Here is a 23,570-nt window from a genome sequence, read left to right as displayed (position 1 = left end):
TTTTTGAAATTTTCAAAAAAATGCGTAAACTTTTATAACAACTTATGTCGGGAATTCAAACATCAAACGCTCCACCTACTAGAGATTCTACCTTTTAATGTTAGATGCATAAGAAAAAAAGACCCCAAGGGTCTCTTTAAAATGAAATATTATTTCCAGAAATCGTCAAATACTGTAATTGGTAGGTGACGTTTGTGTTCTGTTTTATTCCACCAGTTTTCGATTTTGGCTTGTGCTTCTGGTGAAACTGTTTTACCTTCAAGGTAATCATCAATATCATTGTAAGTAACTCCTAGTGCTACTTCATCAGCGATACCAGGACGATTTTCTTCCAAATCAGCTGTTGGAATTTTTTCGTAGATAGCTGGATCTGCACCAAGTTCAGCTAACAATTGTTTCCCTTGACGTTTGTTCAAACGGTAAAGTGGAATCACATCAGCACCACCATCACCAAATTTTGTAAAGAATCCAGTAATGTTTTCTGCAGCGTGGTCAGTACCGATAACAGCACCGCTGTTGGCACCTGCTACTGCGTATTGTGTAATCATACGTTGACGTGCTTTAATATTACCTTTATTAAAGTCAGAAACCTCAATACCAGCTTTTTCAAGTTCGTGAACTTGTCCATCAACAGCTTCTTTGATGTTTACAGCAATGCTAACATCTGGTTTGATGAATTTAAGCGCACGTTGTGCATCTTCTTCGTCAGCTTGAACACCGTATGGCAAACGAACTGCGATGAATTTGTAGCTGTCATCACCAGTTTCAGCACGCAATTCTTCCATAGCGATTTGTGCCAAACGTCCTGCCAAGCTAGAATCTTGACCACCAGAAATACCAAGCACATAACTTTTAAGAAAAGTATGTTTTTTCATGTAGTCTTTTAAGAAATCAACAGAGACACGGATTTCTTCTTTAGCATCAATACTTGGTTTAACACCTAATTCAGCAATAATTTTTTCTTGTAAAGTCATTACTTAACTTCTCCTTTTTGTTGTGCTTCTTTGCGAATACGGTCGATAAGATCCATTTTATTTTGCCAAACTTCTTGTGACAAATCAACTGGATAATCTTGCGGGTTAAGCAGACGTTTATACTCGTCCCAAAGTTTATCATATTCTTTGCGAGCATAATCTTGAATTTCAGCAAGTGTTGGTAAATCATAAACCAAGTCACCTTTATCAAAAATATCAACAAGAAGAGGTACAGCTTCGAAATCTTTAACTGTTTTATTGATGTAAGTATATGTTGGGTGGAACATGTAAACTTCATCAAGTTCATTCACATTAGTATCTGTGAAAGTGATGTAGTCACCTTCTGTTTTATTTCTTTCGCGACTAGTAATGCGCCAAACTTGTTTTTTACCTGGGGTAGATACTTTTTCAGCGTTATTAGACAACTTAATGGTATCTTGCATAACCCCATTTTCGTCTTCAATAGAAACGATTTTATAAACTGCACCAAGAGCAGGTTGGTCATAAGCAGTAATTAGTTTTGTCCCTACACCCCAAACATCAATTTTGGCTTTTTGCATTTTAAGATTAAGGATAGTATTTTCATCCAAATCATTTGATGCATAAATTTTAGCATCTGGATAACCGGCAGCGTCTAATTGTTCACGAATTTTCTTAGACAAGTAAGCCATATCACCTGAGTCAATACGAACGCCAAGGAAATTAATCTTGTCACCAAGTTCATTTGCCACACGAATAGCTGCTGGAACACCTAAACGAAGGGTGTCATAAGTATCAACTAAGAAAACACAATCTTTGTGAGTGCCAGCGTAAGCCATAAAGGCTTCATAGTCATCACCATAAGCTTGAACTAAAGCGTGAGCGTGTGTTCCTGATACTGGAATATCGAACATTTTACCAGCGCGAACATTTGAAGTGGCATTAGCACCACCGATTACGGCAGCACGTGTTCCCCAAATAGCAGCATCCATTTCTTGAGCACGACGGCTACCAAATTCGAGCAATGGTTCATCGTTAATCACTGAACGAATACGTGCGGCTTTTGTTGCAATCAAAGTTTGGAAGTTAACGATATTAAGCAAAGCTGTTTCAACCAATTGACATTGAGCAAGTGGTCCTTCAACTTGAACAATTGGTTCATTGGCAAAAACTACATCTCCTTCTTGAGCAGAACGGATGCTTAATTCTAATTTAAAATCTTTTAAGTAAGCAATAAAATCAGCTGGATAACCTAATTCTTCTAAATAGGCAATATCTGTTTCTGTAAAGCGAAGGTTTTTAAGGTATTCAACCATACGTTGCAAACCAGCAAAAACAGCATAACCATTTTCAAATGGTTCTTTACGGAAAAAGACTTCAAAAACAGCATTTTTATTATGAATGCCTTTATCGAAATAAACTTGCATCATATTAATTTGATACAAATCTGTGTGGAGAGTTAAACTATCATCTTGATACATGTGGTATCCCCTTTTTAAGATTATTGACCTAATACTAGTCTTATCATATCTGGTTTCAAACAACCTTTGCTAGTATTGTCAAAAGATTAATTATCCCCCATATTATAGCACAATTACGGGAGACTGGCTAAAACTTTGTGAGGTTTTGCGCAAAGATTTGAAAAAATAATGATTTTCAGAAAATATTTTCATCTTTCTATCTTAGTTAATAGATATAAAAAAGCCCGAGATTCTCATCTCGGACTCTGTACCATTATTTCATGTTTTCAATATATTGGTATACACCTTGACCAGCAATAGCACCATCACCAACGGCAGTTGTAATTTGGCGAAGCTCTTTTTTACGAACGTCACCGATGGCAAAAATTCCAGGAATAGAAGTTCTCATGTGATCATCTGTGATAACCCATCCAGCTTCATCTGTAATGCCAAGATTTTCCACCATTTTTGAAACTGGGTCAACCCCAACATAGATGAAGATTCCACCAAAGTCGTGTTCACTGATTTCACCAGTTTTAACGTTTTCTACAACAACACCTGAAACCTTAATGTCATTTCCTTTGATTTCTTTAACTACAGAATCCCAGATAAAGTTGATTTTTTCATTGGCAAAAGCACGTTCTTGCAAGATTTTTTGGGCACGTAATTCATCACGACGGTGAATAATAGTCACTGATTTTGCAAATTGTGTCAAATACCCAGCTTCTTCTACTGCTGAGTCACCACCGCCGACAACCAATAAATCTTGGTTACGGAAGAATGCTCCGTCACAAACAGCACAATATGAAACTCCGCGGCTAGTGTACTCTTCTTCACCTGCTACCCCAAGAGCACGATTTTTAGCACCTGTTGCCAAAATAATAGTCTTAGCTTCGTAAGTAGCGTCTTCTGTGATAACTCGTTTAACATCGCCAGCATCTTCAATGCTTTTGACGATACCATAAATATTTTCCACACCAAATTTTTCAAGCGGTGCGTGCATTTTCATTGACAACTCTGGTCCAGAAATATGATCATATCCTGGGTAGTTCTCAATTTCTGAGGTATTATTCATTTGCCCACCAGGAGCTCCTTGTTCAATAATACCAACTTTTAAGTTAGCACGGGCGGCATAAAGCCCTGCAGTCATACCAGCAGGACCTGAACCTATAATTAGTGTATCGTACATTATTTTTTTACCTCGTCTTATTGATTATTTTTCTATTCTATCAATCTCGTTACTAAAAGGCAATTATTATGCTTTAAACATCAATAAGATAGCCATAAAAGCAAATGAAAAAATTGGAATCACCATAATAGATATCATCAAAATATCATACAAAAAAGCCTGGCGTTCTTTGGCTGTTTTATCATATTTACGACTAGCTCGCCAAAAATTCCAAATCACTCCAACTAACAAAACACTGACTATTGATAAAAGTAAGCCTTGAATATAAAGACTAAAAATTTCTAAAAACATAATTCACCTTGCACTAGTATTCTATTGCTCTAAAAAAGCTGAAAAAAACTTTCAGCTTTTATTATATCAAATCTGCTTACTTAAATATACGTTTTTGTATAATTTGCAAAGAATTCTTTGGTTCTTGCTTCTTTAGGATGTTTGAAAACCTCTTCAGGTGTCCCTGCTTCAAGAATATGTCCCTTATCCAAAAAGAGAACTTTATCCGCTACTTGATAAACAAAGTTCATATCATGACTAACCAAAATCATAGTTTGACCAGCCTTAGCAGCGTTAGCAATTGATTTTTCCACTTCTCCAACTAATTCTGGATCAAGCGCGGATGTTGGTTCATCAAGCAAAAGAACATCTGGTTTCATAGCCAAGGCACGCGCCAAAGCCACACGTTGTTTCTGCCCACCTGACAAATGTCGCGGGTAGTGATTCTCACGATCAGAAAGGCCAACTTTTGCTAGTTCTTCTTTAGCAATCTTAGTCGCTTCAACATCTGATAGTTTTTTAACGACTTTTAATCCCTCTTTGACATTTTCAAGCGCTGTGCGACGTTCAAAAAGATTAAATTGCTGAAAAACCATAGCTAATTTTCGGCGAAGTTCAAGTACTTCTTCTCTTGATATTTTTTGAAAATCAACCTTAAAATCATCAATGGCAATACTACCATAATCAGCTTGCTCTAAATAATTCAAGCTACGCAAAAATGTTGATTTCCCAGCTCCAGATGCGCCAACAAGAGCAAGTACTTCACCCTTTTCAATTGCAACATCTAGCCCATCTAAAACTTTCTGATTAGAGAATGCTTTTGTTAAATTTGTAATCTTAATCATTAGCGAATCTCTCCTGTTACGGTATCTTGATTAACTTGCGGTGTATCAATAGCCATTTTCTTTTCAATTAAACGGCCAATTTGCTCAATAATAATACTAATAACCCAATAAACAAGGGCGACAGAAATGTAACGTTCAAAATAACGGTAATCTGATCCACCCAAAATTTGTGCTTGGGCAAACATTTCAACAATCCCCGCATTGAAAGCTAGCGACGTTCCTTTCGTCAAACCAATCAAACTATTAATCAAAGTTGGGGTTGCAATGACTGCCGCATTTGGAATAATGACTCGACGGTAAACTTGAAAAGTGGTCATTCCAAGACTACGCGCTGCTTCAATTTCTCCAACATTGACAGCTTGGATAGCTGCACGAATGGTTTCACTTGTATAAGCTGCTTCATTAAAGGCAAAAGCAGTAATTGCAAATACAGAAGCTGGAATGGCATTAATATTCCAATCAAAGCCATATTTCAATTTGAGAAATTTTAGAAAGAGTGGAATCCCATAATAAGTTAACATGAGTTGAACTAAAATTGGTGTTCCACGTAAAAAGCTGACAAAGACAGCTTGAATAGGATATAGAACCTTAGTGCGATTAATCTTCACAATCGCAAATACCAAAGCTAAAATCAAACCAAATAAAGCACCTGCTACAGTCAAGCCCAAAGTTGTTGGTAAGCGACCAATCAAATCAGGAATGGCATCAAAAACTGCTCGCCAACTAAATAACTGACCTTCAGGTATTTTTTCAACCAACTTGTCATACCAAGACAAGCCAGTTGCAATTGTTGTTAAAGACATGTAAACTCCTTCTATTACTTAACAGATGAAACAAAATCACCGCCAAAATAAGTTTGACTCAATTCAGCTAATGTTCCATCTTCTTTGAGGTCTTTGATGCGTTTGTTGACAAATTTTTGTAACTCTTTTCCTTCACTTGTATCAGCAAATAAAAGGTATTCCAAACCATCATTTTCACCACCAATTTGATCTTTCACATTTGTCACGGTCAAATTGAAGCCTTGATCTTCAATCAGATAATTTGATGAAATCGCATCATAAAGAATAAAATCAATGGTTCCATTTTCAATGTGTTGGACACGTGTTGTTAGCCCAGTTGAACTTGCAGCATATTTGATTTTAATAGGATCTTTGTCAGGATTCTCTTTATTCCATTTTTCCAAAACTTGGGCATAATTAGAACCTGAAATCACTTCAGTTTTTTTACCTGATAAATCATCTAAGCTATCATAGCTTGTTCCTTCAGCACTCGTAATAGCATAATTTGAGTGTGAAATTGGGTCTGAGAAAAGGTATTTTTGAGCTCGTTCGTCATTATAATTAAAATCATTTGCGGCAATTTGATAACGGTCAGCATCAACCCCTGTCAAAATAGAGTCAAAGGCTGTTGTCACAAATTCTACTTTATATTTCTTAGAGTCCTTGAAAATGGCTTTAACCACGTCAATATCATAACCTTTAAAGGTATTATTTTCTTTATAAGTAAATGGTGCTGTATCTGAGTCAGTTGCCACTTTTACAACTGTTTTTCCACCAGATTGTGTTTGATTTGAGCAAGCTGCTAAAGTAATAGCTGTAGCTGCTAAGAAAGTCACAGTCAATAATCTCTTCAATTTCATCTAAATGTCCTCTCTTCTAATCATCTTTGTTACAGTCTACCAAACTTAACATGACATTCCCAATATATATTTTCTATAGACTCGATAAAGAAAAACTATCAAGGCATAAATCCTATTTCTTGACAGAACTGCAACAAGCCAAATTTCTGGGGGATTCTATTTTTGACAATTATACCCTAATCATTAAAAAAAGCATAAAAAATAGTCCGAAACTTTTGTTTCAGACTACTTCTCATCTTAGAAAGTTTGTTTTCTAGCTTTACGTTCTGCACGACCCTTAGCACGGTTAGCTGCACGGCGTTCGCGTTTACGTTTTTCATCAACTTTCCATTGAATTTTTTTCTTGTAACCAGGTTTGATTTTTTTCTTTTTCTTCTTAACCAAACCAATCATTTCTGTATCTAGTTTTTGGTATGATTTTTCACGGTTAGCACGGCGATCACGATCATAGGTATCTTGGAATTCACCGTTTTTAAGCATTTTCGGTACAAATTTGATTCCTAGTTTTTCAAGTTCACGAATATCTGAATCATCACTTGGTTGATACAAAGTAATCGCAATACCATTCAAACCATTACGTCCTGTACGTCCAACACGGTGAACAAAGAATGACAAATCTTGTGGAATAGCGTCATTAATAACGTGACTAACACCTTCGATATCAATACCACGCGCAGCCAAATCAGTTGCTACGATGTACTCGTAAGACAATTTTTTGATTTGGTTCATTGTACGTTTACGTTCACGTGGCGGAATACCACCGTGGATTTTGGCCACTTTCAAACCATTTGACGCAAGGTAACTGTGCAATTCATCAGCACGTTCTTTAGTGTTAACAAAAATCATGGCAAGGTATGGGTTAAGGGCTTTTGTGATTTCCAAAATTTGTGCATTTTTATCACGTCCCTTAGTTGATACCAACCAGTTATCGATTGTATCAGCGATAACAGTATTTGTTTTGATTTTTTCCATGACTGGATTTGTCAAATATTTCTTCAAGAATGGTTGAAGTTTTTGTGGGATAGTTGCTGAAAAGACCAAAATTTGAACATCTTTTGGCAATGTCCCAGCGATTTTATCAACCGTATCAAGAAATCCCATATCAAGCGTCATATCAGCTTCATCAACAACAAAGGTATGAGCTTTATAAATTTCTAAATCGCCTGATTTCACCAAATCATAGATACGACCTGGTGTCCCAATAACGATGTGCGGTTGAGATGATTTTAGTTTCTCAATTTGACGAAGTTTATCTGTCCCACCAACATAATTTGCTACACGGATTTCTGTTTCAGATTTTTCAGCAATTTGTTTTGTGGCTTGATAGATTTGTGTTGCCAATTCACGGCTTGGTGCTGTGATAACAACTTGAACGTTGTCGCTTGTTTCATCTAATTTTTCAAAGATAGGTAGCAAGAAAGTATGTGTTTTCCCTGAACCAGTTTTTGATTCACCTACCAAATCACGACCTGAACGTACAACAGGAATTAATTTTTGTTGCACTTCTGTCGGATTTTTGAATTTAAGCTCTGCGAGTGCCTCACGGATGTAGGGCTTAAAATTAAAATCGTTAAAAGACATGTTTTACCTCAATTTCTTATCTCATCAAGTTCTACTTGAAATTTCTCTATATCTGTTTATCGTTTCATCCCTAGCCAGTATTGCTAGGTGAATTTTTTCATTCCTTTCTATTATATCATTAAAAGGGGGATTAAAGCAAAGCACTATGCGCTTTAAGAAGTAAAAAAACGAGCTGAGAATGTCTCAACTCGCTTTCACTATTATAAGGCATAAAGGAAAATCAATGTGATGATACTTGCAATAGCTCCAACGCTCCACAAGAAAGCATCAACTTTCCATTCAGACCATTTTTCTGATTTTCCAGACAAACCACCAAGCTCCAAATGATGGTGGAATGGTGTCATACGGAAGATACGACGACCTTCACCATATTTTTTCTTAGTGTATTTGAAGTAAGATACTTGAAGCATTACTGAAGCTGTTTCAAAAACGTAAACAAAACCAATGATTAGCAATGTCCATTCTTGACGAAGGGCAATTGAAATTGCGGCAAGCATAGCACCCAATGCCAAGCTTCCCACATCACCCATAAAGACTTTAGCTGGTTTATGGTTAAAGACAAAGAAACCAAACAAAGCACCAATCATAGTAACAATAATCAAGAGAACATCGAATTGTTTTTGAACAACTGCGATAACACCGTAAGCTGCCAAACTAATAGCTACTGAAATTGAAGCCAAACCGTCAATCCCATCAGTCAAGTTAACCGCATTTGAAAATCCAACAATCCAGAAAAGAACAAAGGCAACATAAAGAACGCCAAGGTGTAAATCAAATCCAAAGACATTCAAGTCATCTGTTCCACTTGGACGCACGTGAACAAAATAGAAAATCAAACCACCAATAATTTGCAAACTCATTTTTTGCCAAGGTGTCAAACCTTCATTGATTTGTTTAAAGATTTTCAAGAAATCATCAAGGAATCCAACAATTCCATAAATCAAAAGAACCATTAAAATTCCTACGGTTGCTCCCATTGAAGCACCAGCTTGTCTTTCAATAAAGAAACTAAAGACAAGACTAACAAGAATGGCAACTGTTAGAAAGACTGTCCCACCCATTGTTGGTGTTCCAGCTTTAGCCAAATGTTGTTTGACATCCTCGTGCATTTGTTGCCCACCAATTTTTTTCAATTGATAAATACGAATAAAATGCGGCATAGCAAATACTGTCAAGGCAAACGCGACAATACCTGCAATTAAACTTAAAAACATTTTAGTTTAGTCTCCTAGAGTAATTTTAATTTTTTTGACTTTGTCAATATCTTTTCCGGTATCGACACTTTGCTTAGTGACTTTTGAACCAGAGCCTTTAATGGTTACTTTGATTCCAGTCCACTTCGCAAATTTTTCAACATTTTCTTTCGTCCAGCCATACATGTCTGGCATTGTTTTTAATTTTCCTGTCCAAAGTAGCACTTGTTCATTTTGTGAAAGATTGCTTCCGACTTTTTTAGACATTTTCTTGATTTTGTTACCTGACCCAACGACAACTGGTTGAACAAGATTATTACGAAGTTCCTGAGCGGTATCACCAGGTGCTTTTCCGATATAATCTTTCAATTGGTATTTGGTTTCTGTATCTGTACCAGTCACGGCTGTACTTGTCAAAGTGTCCTTAATCATCATGGCACGTTCAAGCACTGGATTAACTACATCTTTCCAGAAACTACGTTTAAAAGTCGTTGTTGGTTGTTGAAGGGTAACATACATGATAAAGTCAGGATCATCTGATGGCACCATAGCAACAACAGAGTTGATGTAGTCATTATCACCAGTCAAGTATCCTCCACCTTCTTCAGCAGATGCGGCAATTTGGGCTGTACCAGATTTGACGGCAACTGAGTAATCACCGACTTGAATAACCGGTGCCCCTTCCGTGCTATCATACAAGGTACCAAATTGTGAATCTGTACCAACCGTTACCATATAATCAAGTGTTTGATTAGCAGCATTTTCTGAGACAGGTTTACCAGAGATTTCAGCTGACGCTTTACGGGCTGTATTATTATTTGGGTCGTAGATTTGACTAATAAATTGTGGTTCAAGCATAACCCCTTTATTAGAAATCGCAGAAAAGGCACGAAGCATTTGAACTTGTGTCACACCAATACCTTGACCGAAAGCACTCATGGCAATGGTTACTTCATTGTCTGATGGTAACAAGCCACTACCTTCATTGACCATACCAAAACGTGTTGGGTAACCGAATTTAAACTTAGACAAGTAGTTTAGCCATTTGTCATTACCCATTTTTTGTTCAAGACTTGTCATAGCAACGTTACTTGACCAAGCAAACCCTTGAGCATACGTCATATATTGAACAGAAGTGTTACCTTCGTTGACGTTCCAGTCATTGATTTTTGTATCAGCAACTGTAATACCGTTGATTGTTGAAATCACTTCGTTTGGCGTGAAGATACCATCATCAATAGCTGAAGCAAGTGTCATCACTTTCATGGTTGACCCTGGTTCATAATAACTTTGATAGAGAATGGTATTCCATGTCTTAAGGTTATCTTCATTATAACCTTCCATTGTCTGTGCATTATAGGTTGGACGTTGTGTGGTTGCTAAGATTTCTCCTGTTTTAGCATTAACCACTGTCGCACTAGCATATTTACCTTGAGCATCATTTTGGAAAATGTCCATTTGTGATTCAAGATAAGATTGCAGTGGTTCAGAAAGTGTTGTGTAGACATCTTTTCCGTCAACTGCTCGTTTAACTGTCGTTTCTGTACCGAGTAACAAGTTACCATTTTTATCTTTTTGGTAAGTTACTTTTCCGTCTGTCCCTGATAGCACATCGTTCAATGAGGCTTCTAAACCTGATGTTCCGACAAGGCTCGATGTTTTACCATCTTTATTTTCTTTTAATTGGGCAAGTCCTAGGAATTGTGAAGCAAAGACACCATTTGGATACATACGTCCAGGTGTTGATTCAAATCCAATTCCTTTAATTCCAGCGTCCTTCATAGCTGTTTCAATTTCTGATTTCTTGCTGTATGATAAACCAGACCCTGAACTTCCGAATGATACTTGGAAAAGCCCACTTTGATTCAATTGTTTTAAGACTTCGTCTTTATCAATACCGATTTGGGCATTCAAAATCTCAGCAACTTTATCGTATTGAGATTTTTTAACGTAGAGTTTTTCACCAGTTGTTGACACATAAGATTTCGAGATAATAGCATAAACACTATAAGTTGTCGAATCCTCAGCTAGTGCAACACCATTACGGTCATAAATCGTACCACGTTTAGCTTGGACCGTCACTGTTTGTTGGTAAACATCTGAGGCTTCTTTAGATAGATTATGACCAAACTTGGTATCTGTTCCCACAATAATCGCGAAATTGATAATAAACACAAAGAAAAGGAAGACTGCCAAAATCATTAGATTTTGACCAACACGCTCGCGATTTTTATCGGGTGTGCGTCTGTCCTTTACCACATAGTCTAAAAAACGATTCATTAATTTTTTCATAGACTACTCCACCTGTTTAATATTATCCTGTTGGCTTGTTAAACCAGCATTTTGGGCAATTTGCTCAACACGGTCACGACTTGACAGTTCATTGACCTCTTGTTTAGCATTGTCGTAATTTGTCTGTACTTCAGTAATCTGACTATTTAAGTCAGTGATTTGCTGTTGCACTTGAAGATTACGGCTTTGAAGGTAAATAATACTAATCGCCATGGTAATAGCCGTTAAAATGATAGAACCATAAAAAGCTTTTTCGATGCGTGAAAATTTTCGAATACGACGTCTAAGAGCCTTAGCAATGGCTTCGTTACGGTGTTTATCAGTCATTACTTACGAACCTTTCTAGCCACGCGCAATTTTGCTGAGTGAGAACGATTGTTGGCTTCCAACTCTTCTTGACTTGGTAAAATCGGTTTACGATTGACAAGAGCAAGTTTTGGCTGCATATCATCTGGAATAAAAGGCAACCCTTTTGGAACTTCCACTGTAGACGCTTCTTTAAACAATTGTTTTGTCAAACGGTCTTCAAGCGAGTGGAAAGTAATCACAGAAATACGACCATCAACCGCTAATAAGTCAATCGCTTGTTGGATAGACTCATCTGCTGCTCCTAATTCATCGTTAACTTCGATACGAATGGCTTGGAAAATTTGCTTAGCAGGGTGCCCTTTTTTCTTAAGCTCTTTAGCAGGCTTAGCTGATTTGATGATTTCTGCCAATTCAGTCGTTGTTTCAATCGGCTTTTCTTGTCTAGCTTGTTCAATTTTGCGCGCAATTTGTTTTGAAAACTTATCTTCACCGTATTTGTAGAAAATACGAACCAAATCATGGTAATCGTAAGTATTCACCACATCATAAGCCGTTAAATCTTGCTCACGGTTCATACGCATATCAAGCGGAGCATCCTTTTTATAAGAAAATCCACGCTCACGCTCATCTAGTTGCGGACTTGACACCCCAAGGTCATATAAAATACCATCAATCTCAGTTACTCCATGCATTGCTAAATTTGAAGCAAGATTGCGGAAATTGTCCTTGATAAAAGTGACTTGTCCTTTTTCAATATAATCTTTTAATCGAATTTGTGCATTGTCAATAGCCGTCTGGTCTTGGTCAAAAGCATAGAGGTGACCATTCGGGCCAAGCTTAGAGAGGAGATATTCACTGTGTCCTGCTCCTCCAAGCGTTGCATCTACATAGATTCCATCTGGCTTGATATCAAGCATATCAACGGTTTCATGTAGAAGTACTGTAATATGATGAAAGTCTTTTGTCATACCTTTCATTATAACACAAATAGAAAGATTCTTCCTTAAAAGATGAGGAGAAATAGAAAAACCAAGCGTCCCATATTTGAGACACTTGGCTCTTTTTTATTTGAAAAATGAACTCATTTCCGAAAGAAAATAAATTATTCTCTGATTTGTCCTTTACCGTTAATGTAAAATTTTGTGCTTGTTAATGCTTCTAGGCCCATTGGACCACGCGCATGCATTTTTTGGGTAGAAATTCCAATTTCTGCTCCCAAGCCAAAGACAAATCCATCTGTAAATCGTGTTGAGGCATTCACATAAACTGCTGCTGCATCCACTTCATCTTGGAAGCGTTCGGCGTTCTCAAGATCTTTTGTCACAATCGCTTCAGAGTGATGGGTTGTGTAGTGATTTACCCAATCAATAGCTTCATCGAGTGAAGACACCACATTAACAGACATGATGTAATCATTGTATTCTGTTGCAAAGTCTTCCTCACTTGCTGCCTTTGCATCTTTAAAAATAGCTAGCGCTTTTTGGTCTGCACGGAATTCCACTGGATGAACCTTGTTAATAGCTTTTTCTAATTGAGGCAAGAACTGCTCTGCAATTTTTTCATGAACTACAAGACTCTCAGCAGCATTACAAACACTTGGACGTTGTGTTTTAGCATTAATCACAATCTTAGTTGCCATATCAAAATCTGCTGAATCATCAACATAAATGTGAACATTTCCGACACCTGTTTCAATAACAGGAACTTTAGATTTTTCCTTGACCGTTTGAATCAAGCGGGCTCCACCACGTGGAATCAAAACATCAACATAATCGACAGCTTGCATCAACTCTTCAGCAACAGCGTGACTAGTATCTTCAACAAGTTGTACAACGTTTTCGTCAATACCAGCTTTAGCAAGTGCCTTACGGATAACTGTCACAAGAGCTGTATTTGAATGAATAGCATCGCGACCACCACGTAAAATAATGGCATTACTTGTTTTGAAAGCAAGACTGAAAGCATCAACAGATACGTTTGGACGACTTTCAAAAATCATAGCAATGACACCTAATGGCACACGTTTTTGAACAATTTTTAAACCATCTAGATTCGTATAGCCACGAACAACTTGTCCAATTGGGTCTTGAAGATCAGCTACTTGACGAACACCTTCGACAATACCTTCAATGCGGCCAGCATCTAGGCGCAAGCGATCCACCATAACTGGTGAAATACCATTTTCTTGCGCTTTTGCCACATCACGTGCATTTTCTTGCAAGATAAAATCTGTTTCAGCAAGCAAAGCGTCCGCTACTTGAGCCAAGATTTTATTTTTCTCTGCTGTCCCAAGCTTTACCAAACTTTGAGAAGCTGTCTTTGCATTTTTACCTAGTTCATCAATATAGCCCATCTCAAGACCTCCCTTATTACTTAGATTGTGAAAACCATGTTCCGATATTAGCACCTTCTAGAGCACGTAAAATATCACGTGGATTAGCACCATTCATTAAAATCATCTGACTGTTATTATCAAAAATCATTTGAGCACTCTTAATCTTGCTAAGCATGCCACCCGTACCAAATTTACTACCGGCACCGCCAGCTGACTTAATAATCTCATCAGTAATTTCAGTAACATGTTCACGAAGTTTAGCATCTTCATAAACATTTGGATTCTTATCATAAAGACCATCAATATCTGATAACATGATTAACAAGTCTGCTTTGGTTACTTTAGCTACAATAGCAGAAAGTCGGTCATTATCACCGAATTTTGTTGCATGATCCATTTCATCAACGCTGATAGCATCATTTTCGTTGACAATTGGCACAATTCCCATTGACAACAAAGTCTCAAAGGCATTCGTAAAGTTTGCCAAACTTTCAGGATATTCGATAACATCACGTGTAATCAAAAGCTGACTGACTTCTGTTTGATAATGTGAAAAGATTTGTGAGTAGAGGCTCATCATAGCCACCTGCCCAACACTTGACACCGCCTGTTGACGTGCAATCTCAGTTGGACGTTTGTCCATATTCAAGACATTAAGACCAAATCCCATGGCACCAGATGATACCAAAACAACTTCTTTTCCTTTATTCATTAAGCTAGAAATAACAAAGGCTAGCTGATCAATTTTTTCAAGGTTAATTTTGCCATTTGGCATGACAAGAGAACTTGTCCCAATTTTTATAACAATTCGTTGTACTGATTCAAAATTTCGTTTCATACGCTTATTATACACTAAAAAAACAGTCCTAGGAACTGTTTTTATAAGGTTTTATCTAACTATTTAGTCAGTTTTAATTCTCATCTTAATTTCAGGAGATTTTAGAAATTAATGTGAGATTTTCTTCCAAAATTTTTGACTAATCAAGGCTTGACTGATAATTGCTAGAATGATTAAAACAATTGCCAAGGTCATATTAATAAGTTGAACCTGCTGAATAGCATTACCAAGAATAACCAACCCTAGCGCAAGACCTCCACCAAGAAGGTAAGCTGACATCATAATACCAAAGGCAAGACACTGACCAGAATTGCGATTAAAGAGCTGTGTCACATCTTGCCAAAGCAAATTGAGATGCTTATAATCACGCCAATACATGAGTTGACCTTGAATAACAATCATAGCGCACAGTCCCACCAAAAAGGCTAGCATCAATGGCAAACTGATATGCAAAAGCCCTAATCCAACAACTAAATAAACACAAGCAGGAACTAAGGCTTGAAGAAAAGCCAAAACGATGAATTTCTGAACAAGGAAACCTTTAAAATTAAGCGGCAAACTTCTCAAAAAATTATAGTTGTCTTTTTCAAGTGAAATCCCAACACCTAATAAAGTCGTTGGCATAGCACAAGTTGTTCCCAAAATAGCTCCAACCAACAAAGCTATTCCAAAATACTGGTTAGATACCTTAGCTAAAGAAAATCCATTGACCAGCATTGGGGTTAGGAAAATAACCACATAAATCAAAGGCATTAAATAAGTTTGACTCAGTAAGGTTGCATTTTGAAGTGTTGACGTATGATGACGAATCATCATATTTGTCAACGAAGGAATTTTACCTGAATGAGATTTTGGCTGCTTGTTAGCCTTAACTTCTTTAGGTCTAGCATACAAAGTACTTTGGTAATAATTTGGCATCGCCCATTTAACCAGACCAATCACTAGGCCGCAAAGAACAAGTACAGGTAAATAAAAATTCAAAACTGTCGCCAAGCTAAAGGGGGCTTTAACAAGATCATAAAAACCTCTAAAATAAGGAATAACTGGGCAATCAGTAATTGCTGTAACATCACCCATATTTCTACTGTTGATGACATTCATATAAAGAATGGCCCCTACTGCACCAATCGTAGAAAGTGACATCAAAACTGTTGAAATCAATTTTCGATGGTGACTACGAGCAATTAAGCCACCAACAAAACTATTGACATAAAGTGCCAGCACTGTTGACGTTAGAAAAAGAATGCCAAATCCAATCAAAGTTGCAATAATGGCAACTAGAAGGCCTGCCATTTGCCAATAAGCTATGAAAAAGAGTGATAATATAGGCATCAAAAAAGTTAGTCCCATTCCAAAACTTGAGATTACTTTTGCTAAATAAAGCTCACTTGATTTTATTGGTAAATGTGCATAAAGCTTAACATCATCACTTTCATAAAAAATGCTATACATGGCGGTAAATGCATTTAAAGTTGCCATGATAAAAAAGATAGCAGTATAAAAAGTGAAATAACCTGGATAGTAGTTAAAATCTAGGTTGACATACATAAAAATGTAAATCACCGCAAAGAAAAGACTCAAGAAAATTTGCTGACGAATCACACTTTTATACATTGAAAATTTTTTCTTTGGGTTCTTTTCTTGCTTACGTTTAACTGCAGTTACAGTTTGTGAATTTGAATATAGAATATTAATCTTAACGAGTTCCCAAACAGTTGACCAGTTCATACGCTCACCCCTCTTCTACCTTGCGCCCCGCAAGTTCTAGGTAAATAGTTTCCAAATCTTTGTTAGGGTGATTAGCTTTTAGTTCTTCTAAAGAACCAACAAAAATTAATTTACCTTCTTTTAAGATACCAATACGATCACACAATTGTTCCGCAACTGCTAAAACGTGTGTTGAGAACAAAACTGTATTGCCACCACGAGCATGTTCTTTCATCATTTCTTTCAAATCAAAAGAAGCTTGAGGATCAAGACCAGTCAATGGTTCATCCAAAATCCAGATATCAGGATTCGAAATCAAAGCTCCAATTAAAATCACTTTTTGACGCATCCCATGTGAGAAGCTTTCTATCAAGTCATCGACATGTTCTGCAATATCAAATAAGTGCGACAAACGATCAATTCGTTCAGAAGCTTCCGCATCAGCAACACCATAGATTTTAGCCAAAAAATGCCAGTATTCGCTAGCTGTCAAATTCAAGAACAAATCAGGTGAGTCTGGGACGTAACCAATACGTTTTTTGATTTCATCACGATGTTTAGAAAGTGCCAAATCATCCACGTAAACTTCACCGTATGTCGCATCAATAATTGACGTCAAGATACTAATAGTTGTTGTTTTCCCAGCACCATTATGACCAATTAAACCAAAAATTTCCCCATTTTCAATACTCACGTTTAGGTCACTAAGTGCTTCCTTATCCCCATATAATTTTGAAACATGTTCAAAACGAATCATTTTTTCTTTCCCCCTAATCTCCTCAAAGTGACTTTATCCACTTAGAGACTTCTTTTTTTTCGTAATAATCTCTTGCCCACTGTTGAGTTAATTTTTTTAATTCCTTAACACCACGCGGCAAAATTAAATCGTTATGAGCGCTGTAGAGATTTAGTTTGCGATTTAAATGCAAAGCACATAAACCAGCATCTCTACTCTTGATAACTTCATTAGACGCTGATAGTAAAATCTTTGATAGTTCTATATCTTGTCTGACAATCATATCTTCATAAGCGACTTTAATAGCTGAATATAACTTACTACATTTTTCTTCCATTAAATCTCACCTTCCCCCAAGATTATTTGTACTATCATAATAACACAAATAAGGTTTTACAATATATTACCTTTTCTTACTTTATTTGTCAACTAATTATAAAAAGCCCTTGCTAAAGCAAGGACTTCTATCTATAAATAATCAAAGATTACAATGATCCGTAAAGGTTAACAGCGTTATCAACTGTGAAGCCATATTCTTCAAAGATTTTAGCACCTGGTGCTGAAGCTCCCCAAGTATCGATAGTAAGAGTTTTACCTTGAAGACCAACGTATTTGCCCCAACCGAAGCTTGAACCAGCTTCAATTGCCAAACGTTTTGTAACGTTAGATGGAAGGATGCTTTCTTTGTAAGCAGCATCTTGTTCGTCAAAGATGTTTTGAGCTGGCATTGAAACAACGCGAACATGAATACCTTTAGCTTCCAAAGCAGCTTGCGTATCAAGTGCTAATTTCACTTCAGAACCTGTTGCAATAAGGATACCATCAAGATCACCTTTAGCTTCTGAAATAATGTAAGCACCTTTGTTCAATCCTTCTTCTGCCAATTCTTTTGTTCCTTCAAGAACAGGAAGATTTTGACGAGTTAGGATAAGCATTGTTGGACGATCAGTTTCAGCAAGAGCGCGTTTCCATGCAGCATTTGTTTCGTTACCGTCTGCTGGACGAATAACGTTAAGGTTAGGCATAGAACGAACGCTAGCTAATTGTTCAACTGGTTCGTGAGTTGGACCATCTTCACCAACAGCGATTGAATCGTGTGTCATAACATAAACTGTTGGTAATTGTTGAAGAGCAGCCATACGAACAGCAGGAAGAAGGTAGTTTGAGAATACGAAGAATGTACCACCGTAAACACGAGTACCACCATGAAGAGCAATACCATTCATTGCTGCTGCCATAGCAAATTCACGTACACCAAACCAAATGTTACGACCAAGATAGTTATCTGGTTGGAAGTCAGATTCTACTTTGACCATTGTGTTATTTGATGCAGAAAGGTCAGCTGAACCACCCCAGAATGATGGAACTTGTGCTGAAATTTGTTGGATAGCTTGTTGACTTGATGAACGGCTAGCAAGACTTGTTCCAAGTTCGAAGTCTTCAAGTTTTACATCAACTGGTTTGTTAGCAAATGCTGCTTTGTATTCAGCAGCCAATTCTGGATAAGCAGCTTCATATTCACGGAATTTAGTTTCCCATGCATTTTGAGCAGCTTCACCACGGAATTTGATACCAACTTCGAAGCGTTTAGCCACTTCTTCAGGTACTGTAAATTCTGGATATTCCCAACCGTAAGATTTTTTAGCGTAGGCAATACCATCAACACCAAGAGGAGCACCGTGGACTGCAGATGTTCCTTGTTTTTCAGCACCGAAACCGATGATTGTTTTAACTTCGATGATAGATGGTTTTTCAGTTTCAGCTTTTGCTTCTTCAATTGCTTTTGCAATAGCTTCAAGGTCGTTACCATCTTTAACTAAAATATGTTGCCAACCGTAAGCTTCAAATTTACCTTTAATATCTTCTGTGAAGGCTTTTGATGTTGGACCATCAAGTGAGATGTCATTTGAATCGTAAAGAAGGACCAATTTACCAAGTTTAAGATGTCCAGCAAGACTTGCTGCTTCTTGGCTGACACCTTCCATCAAACAACCATCACCATGCAAAGCATATGTGTAGTGGTCAACAATATCAAAACCTGGTTTGTTAAATTTAGCTGCCAAGTGAGCTTCTGCCATTGCCATACCAACAGCGTTAGCAATCCCTTGTCCAAGAGGTCCAGTAGTTGCTTCAACACCATCAGTGTGGTTTACTTCTGGGTGACCTGGTGTTTTTGAACCCCATTGACGGAAATTCTTCAAATCATCAATGCTTACATCGTAGCCTGATAAGTGAAGAAGACTGTATAAAAGAGCAGAACCGTGACCCGCAGATAATACAAAACGATCTCGGTTAGACCAAGAACGGCTTGTCTTCGGATTAACATTCATTACATGATTCCAAAGAACATAAGCCATAGGTGCAGCTCCCATTGGAAGGCCTGGGTGACCTGAATTAGCTGCCTGAATGGCATCAATTGAGAGCGTACGGACAGTATTGACTGCCAACTGATCAATAGCATCAAATGTCATGAGTGAAACCTTTCTGTTTTTAAGGACTTAAAGTATTATTGTTCGGATTCTATTATAACATAAAATACTTGACTTTTTAAATTAAATTATTATTTGGATTTTTGTAAACATTTTCTAAAAAAGCTCAACCATAATGGCTGAGCTGTAAATATTCTTATGAATTTGGATCATCAAGGCTACGGCCGTGCAAACCACGTTCACGTTGCAATTGACGAAGTTTTTCTGGTGTCACATCATTTCCATCTTCATCAACCACCTTAATACCTGCGATGTGGTGAATTAATGAGCGACGATAACCTTCAATATACTCTTTGCGAAGTTTAGCTTGTTCAACTTTTTCAGGACCAGTCAAACCAACTGTTTTTTTCTTACGCGCAAGTTCATTAATACGTTGAATCTTTTTTTCATTCATGAGTAAGACTCACCTAACATACAAAACAAAAGTTTCGTACGCTATTCCTTTCTATAATTTACCCAAACCTCTAAAATTCAGAAGTCCGATATAAGTCAGAAATCTACTCAAAGAGTAGATTTCTTAAGCTTATTTAGTATTCAATTTGTTAAATGCTGCTACGCTGCTAGCTTTTGCTGTCAATTCAGCAAGGATAGCTAAACGATTATTTTTAACAGCTTCATTATCTACCATTACCATAGTATTGTCAAAGAATTTGTCGATAACTGAGCTCAATGCGAACAATTGAGCCAATTTATCGCTAGCATTACCTGACAAGTTCAATTCTGATGCAGCTTGTGCCAATGCTTTTTCTTCATCATTTTCAAACAAGCTTGCATCTACAGCCACATCAGCTGCTGCTTTTTCAGCAAGATTGAAGACACGTGAAAGACTTTCAACTGCTGCTTTATAACCTTCTGCTTTGCTTGCTTCAACAAGAGCATCAGCTGCTTCAAGCATTTCAGCAACAACAAAGTTTGAACCAGCAAGGACAGCTTCTTTGATGTCTTTAGAAACTGATTTGTTCATCATTTTTTCAACACGCGCACGGATGAAGTCCATAACTTCTGCTTTGTGTTCGTAAGTCAAGCTATCAAATGACAATGCATAAAGATTGTCAATCAATTCATCCATTGGAATTTTCAAACCAAAGGCATCCATGATACGAACAACACCAGCTGTTGCACGACGAAGAGCATATGGGTCGTTTGAACCAGATGGAATCAAACCAACTGAGAAGAATGACAAGATAGTATCCAATTTATCAGCAAGTGCCAAGAGAGCACCAACTTTAGTTTCTGGAAGTTCACCTTCAGCAGAATTTGGAAGGTAGTGTTCACGAATAGCTGTCGCTACTGCTGCATCTTCACCAGCAAGAAGGGCATATTTTTCACCCATGATACCTTGCAATTCGTCAAATTCACCAACCATACCTGTTAATAGGTCGAATTTGTAGATTTCAGCAGCGCGTGCAAGTGCTTTGCTTTCTTCTGCAGAAGCACCAGCTTTTTCAGCAAGGTAAGCAGCAATGACTTTGCTACGGTTCATGTGTTCAGAAAGTGAACCGATTTTTTCGTGGAATGTAACGTTATCAAGTTTTGCAACAAGGTCAGCGATTTTAAGTTTTTGGTCTTCACGCCAGAAGAATTCACCATCTTCCAAACGAGCCACAAGCACTTTTTCGTTACCTTTGATAACATTTTCGATATGTTCAGCGTTACCGTTACGAACTGAAATGAAGTTTGGCATCAATTTACCATCTTGATCACGGACAACAAAGTAACGTTGGTGGTTTTTCATTGATGTCACAAGAACTTCTTCTGGAACTTCAAGATATTTAGTATCGAAGCTTCCCATAAAGGCAGTTGGGTATTCAACCAAGTTAAGAACTTCGTTAAGTAATTCATCATCGATTTCGACTTGAACATTTTGTGCTTTTTCAATGTCTTTGATTTGGTTAACAATCATGTCTTGACGTTCTTTAGCGTCAGCGATAACAAAGACTTTACGCAAATCTTCTTCATATGAATCAGCGTTAGCGATTTCTGTTTCATGACCAAGGAAACGGTGTCCACGGCTAACACGACCTGAGTGGATATCCAAGAAGTCAAGGTCAAGAGCTTCGTCATCAAGAAGTACAGTCAATGTGTGAACTGGACGGATGTATTCAAATGTGTTGTTTGCCCAATGCATGTTTACTGGGAAAGTCATTGCTGATAAGATTTCTGGAATGTCAACAAGTACTTCTTTAGCAGCTTTTCCTGCCTCGTGTTTTGTAACATAGACATATTCTTCGCCTTTAACTTCACGGAATTCAATGTCATCAGTTGTCAAACCTTTACCACGAACAAAACCTTGTGCAGCTTTTGTAAAGTTGCCATCAGCGTCCAAGGCGATTTTCTTAGAAGGACCTTTAAAGTCTTCTGTCAAATCAGTTTGCGCATCAGCAAGACCAATCACACGTACAGCCAAACGACGTGGAGTTGAGAAAGTTTGAATGCTTTCAAATGCCAAACGTTTTTCTTTCAAAAATGCTGCCATGCGGTCGCCAAGTTGTTTTTCACTTGGAGTAACCACGTAAGCTGGTAATTCTTCTAAACCAAGTTCTACAAGTAAATTTTTAGCCATTATTCAGCATCCTCCTTCAAAAGTTTTTCACGTGTTGCTTCATCAAGCAATGGGTAACCAAGACGTTTACGTTCAGCCACAAATGTTTTAGCAACGACACGAGCCAAGTTACGGATACGAGCAATGTAACCCGCACGTTCTGTTACAGAAACAGCACCACGCGCATCAAGCAAGTTAAATGTGTGTGAACATTTCAAAACGTAGTCATATGCTGGGTGAACCAAGTTTTCTTCCAAGCAACGTTTTGCTTCTGTTTCAAATTTTTCAAAGTTTTCAAGAAGCATATCTTGGTTAGAAATTTCAAATGAGTATTTTGAGTGTTCAAATTCTGGTTGAAGGAAGATTTCACCATATTTAACACCTGGAGCCCATTCGATATCGTATACAGAGTCCACTTCTTGGATGTATGATGCCAAACGTTCAAGACCGTAAGTAACTTCTGAAGTTACAGGACCAGTTTGCAAACCACCAACTTGTTGGAAGTAAGTAAATTGAGTGATTTCCATACCATCAAGCCAAACTTCCCAACCAAGACCAGCTGAACCAGTTGATGGGTTTTCCCAGTTATCTTCTACGAAACGGATATCGTGTTCTAAAGTATTAATTCCCAAACGTTCCAATGATTCAAGGTAAAGTTCTTGAATGTTTGATGGAGATGGTTTCATAACCACTTGGAATTGGTGGTGTTGGTAAAGACGGTTAGGGTTTTCACCGTAACGACCATCAGCTGGACGACGTGATGGTTCTACATAAGCCGCATTCCATGGTTCTGGACCAATAGCACGAAGGAATGTGTAAGGACTCATTGTACCAGCACCTTTTTCGTTGTCATAAGCTTGCATTAACATACAACCTTGGTCATTCCAAAATTGTTGCAAAGTCAAAATAATCTCTTGAAAAGTCAATTTTTTAGACATACATCTACTCCTTGTTTTAGTAACTTAATTTGCGAAGCACCTACGGTGAATAAGCATTTTTCCATAATAAAAGAACCGCCAAAACACCCATATGATACCTCATAAGGGGCGTTAAAACGCGGTTCCACCCTATTTTATTACTTCATTTATCTGATTTTAACTTAGCATTGCTAAGCGAAAGCGCCAGCGACTCACTTCAGTTTCATCCGACTTCCACCACCTCGGACTCGCTAAGAAACACCATGAGGCTT

General features: G+C 37.5%; 21 protein-coding genes. All 21 read right to left on the bottom strand.

What is annotated here, in order from left to right:
* Positions 1–149 precede the first annotated feature (149 nt).
* Positions 150–974 carry an ammonia-dependent NAD(+) synthetase gene (gene nadE, locus BLP98_RS07630; RefSeq protein ID WP_074482668.1) on the bottom strand — a complete coding sequence of 275 codons (825 nt, stop codon included), beginning with the start codon at positions 972–974 and terminating at the stop codon, positions 150–152.
* Positions 974–2,434, bottom strand: coding sequence for a nicotinate phosphoribosyltransferase (locus tag BLP98_RS07625; protein ID WP_074482667.1), 1,461 nt, complete (start codon positions 2,432–2,434; stop codon positions 974–976). Before BLP98_RS07625 ends, nadE begins: the two co-directional genes overlap by 1 nt.
* Before the next feature lie 253 nt (positions 2,435–2,687).
* Positions 2,688–3,602: a thioredoxin-disulfide reductase gene (gene trxB, locus BLP98_RS07620; protein WP_074482666.1), complete on the bottom strand. Its 915-nt coding sequence runs from the start codon at positions 3,600–3,602 to the stop codon at positions 2,688–2,690.
* 66 nt (positions 3,603–3,668) lie between these two features.
* Positions 3,669–3,893, bottom strand: a complete 225-nt coding sequence (locus tag BLP98_RS07615; RefSeq protein ID WP_074482665.1) for a DUF4059 family protein — start codon at positions 3,891–3,893, stop codon at positions 3,669–3,671.
* Between the two features lie 80 nt (positions 3,894–3,973).
* Positions 3,974–4,717: an amino acid ABC transporter ATP-binding protein gene (locus BLP98_RS07610; protein ID WP_074482664.1), complete on the bottom strand. Its 744-nt coding sequence runs from the start codon at positions 4,715–4,717 to the stop codon at positions 3,974–3,976.
* On the bottom strand, positions 4,717–5,520 hold the full coding sequence (locus tag BLP98_RS07605; protein WP_074482663.1) for an amino acid ABC transporter permease: 804 nt from the start codon (positions 5,518–5,520) through the stop codon (positions 4,717–4,719). The genes BLP98_RS07610 and BLP98_RS07605 overlap by 1 nt, the downstream gene beginning before the upstream one ends.
* A 14-nt stretch (positions 5,521–5,534) precedes the next feature.
* On the bottom strand, positions 5,535–6,359 hold the full coding sequence (locus BLP98_RS07600; protein ID WP_074482662.1) for a transporter substrate-binding domain-containing protein: 825 nt from the start codon (positions 6,357–6,359) through the stop codon (positions 5,535–5,537).
* Positions 6,360–6,596: 237 nt separating this feature from the next.
* On the bottom strand, positions 6,597–7,940 hold the full coding sequence (locus BLP98_RS07595) for a DEAD/DEAH box helicase (protein WP_074482661.1): 1,344 nt from the start codon (positions 7,938–7,940) through the stop codon (positions 6,597–6,599).
* 200 nt (positions 7,941–8,140) lie between these two features.
* Positions 8,141–9,154, bottom strand: coding sequence for a phospho-N-acetylmuramoyl-pentapeptide-transferase (gene mraY, locus BLP98_RS07590; protein ID WP_074482660.1), 1,014 nt, complete (start codon positions 9,152–9,154; stop codon positions 8,141–8,143).
* 6 nt (positions 9,155–9,160) lie between these two features.
* Positions 9,161–11,425, bottom strand: a complete 2,265-nt coding sequence (gene pbp2X / locus BLP98_RS07585; protein ID WP_074482659.1) for a penicillin-binding protein PBP2X — start codon at positions 11,423–11,425, stop codon at positions 9,161–9,163.
* A gap of 3 nt (positions 11,426–11,428) precedes the next feature.
* Positions 11,429–11,752: a cell division protein FtsL gene (gene ftsL, locus BLP98_RS07580; protein WP_074482658.1), complete on the bottom strand. Its 324-nt coding sequence runs from the start codon at positions 11,750–11,752 to the stop codon at positions 11,429–11,431.
* Positions 11,752–12,702: a 16S rRNA (cytosine(1402)-N(4))-methyltransferase RsmH gene (rsmH, locus tag BLP98_RS07575; protein WP_039695993.1), complete on the bottom strand. Its 951-nt coding sequence runs from the start codon at positions 12,700–12,702 to the stop codon at positions 11,752–11,754. Before rsmH ends, ftsL begins: the two co-directional genes overlap by 1 nt.
* A gap of 134 nt (positions 12,703–12,836) precedes the next feature.
* Positions 12,837–14,087 (bottom strand): glutamate-5-semialdehyde dehydrogenase, encoded by a 1,251-nt coding sequence (locus BLP98_RS07570; protein ID WP_074482657.1) that lies wholly within the window; start codon positions 14,085–14,087, stop codon positions 12,837–12,839.
* A 16-nt stretch (positions 14,088–14,103) separates the two neighbouring features.
* On the bottom strand, positions 14,104–14,907 hold the full coding sequence (proB, locus tag BLP98_RS07565) for a glutamate 5-kinase (protein ID WP_074482705.1): 804 nt from the start codon (positions 14,905–14,907) through the stop codon (positions 14,104–14,106).
* Between the two features lie 108 nt (positions 14,908–15,015).
* Positions 15,016–16,635 carry an ABC transporter permease gene (locus BLP98_RS07560; protein ID WP_074482656.1) on the bottom strand — a complete coding sequence of 540 codons (1,620 nt, stop codon included), beginning with the start codon at positions 16,633–16,635 and terminating at the stop codon, positions 15,016–15,018.
* A 4-nt stretch (positions 16,636–16,639) separates the two neighbouring features.
* On the bottom strand, positions 16,640–17,371 hold the full coding sequence (locus BLP98_RS07555) for an ABC transporter ATP-binding protein (protein ID WP_074482655.1): 732 nt from the start codon (positions 17,369–17,371) through the stop codon (positions 16,640–16,642).
* A gap of 22 nt (positions 17,372–17,393) precedes the next feature.
* Positions 17,394–17,687, bottom strand: coding sequence for a bacteriocin immunity protein (locus BLP98_RS07550; protein WP_074482654.1), 294 nt, complete (start codon positions 17,685–17,687; stop codon positions 17,394–17,396).
* A gap of 148 nt (positions 17,688–17,835) precedes the next feature.
* Positions 17,836–19,821: a transketolase gene (tkt, locus tag BLP98_RS07545; RefSeq protein WP_074482653.1), complete on the bottom strand. Its 1,986-nt coding sequence runs from the start codon at positions 19,819–19,821 to the stop codon at positions 17,836–17,838.
* Between the two features lie 154 nt (positions 19,822–19,975).
* The gene (locus tag BLP98_RS07540; protein WP_074482652.1) at positions 19,976–20,233 is read right to left on the bottom strand and encodes a DUF896 family protein; all 258 of its coding nucleotides are present in this window, start codon (positions 20,231–20,233) and stop codon (positions 19,976–19,978) included.
* A gap of 129 nt (positions 20,234–20,362) precedes the next feature.
* On the bottom strand, positions 20,363–22,402 hold the full coding sequence (gene glyS / locus BLP98_RS07535; RefSeq protein ID WP_074482651.1) for a glycine--tRNA ligase subunit beta: 2,040 nt from the start codon (positions 22,400–22,402) through the stop codon (positions 20,363–20,365).
* The gene (gene glyQ / locus BLP98_RS07530; protein ID WP_006531137.1) at positions 22,402–23,319 is read right to left on the bottom strand and encodes a glycine--tRNA ligase subunit alpha; all 918 of its coding nucleotides are present in this window, start codon (positions 23,317–23,319) and stop codon (positions 22,402–22,404) included. Before glyQ ends, glyS begins: the two co-directional genes overlap by 1 nt.
* Positions 23,320–23,570 lie beyond the last annotated feature (251 nt).

The sequence above is a fragment of the Streptococcus equinus genome (assembly GCF_900104225.1).
In the GTDB taxonomy this organism is placed as follows: Bacteria; Bacillota; Bacilli; order Lactobacillales; family Streptococcaceae; genus Streptococcus; species Streptococcus equinus_D.
Note: the sequence above shows the minus strand (reverse complement) of the source record. Positions and strands in the feature narration are given on the sequence as shown.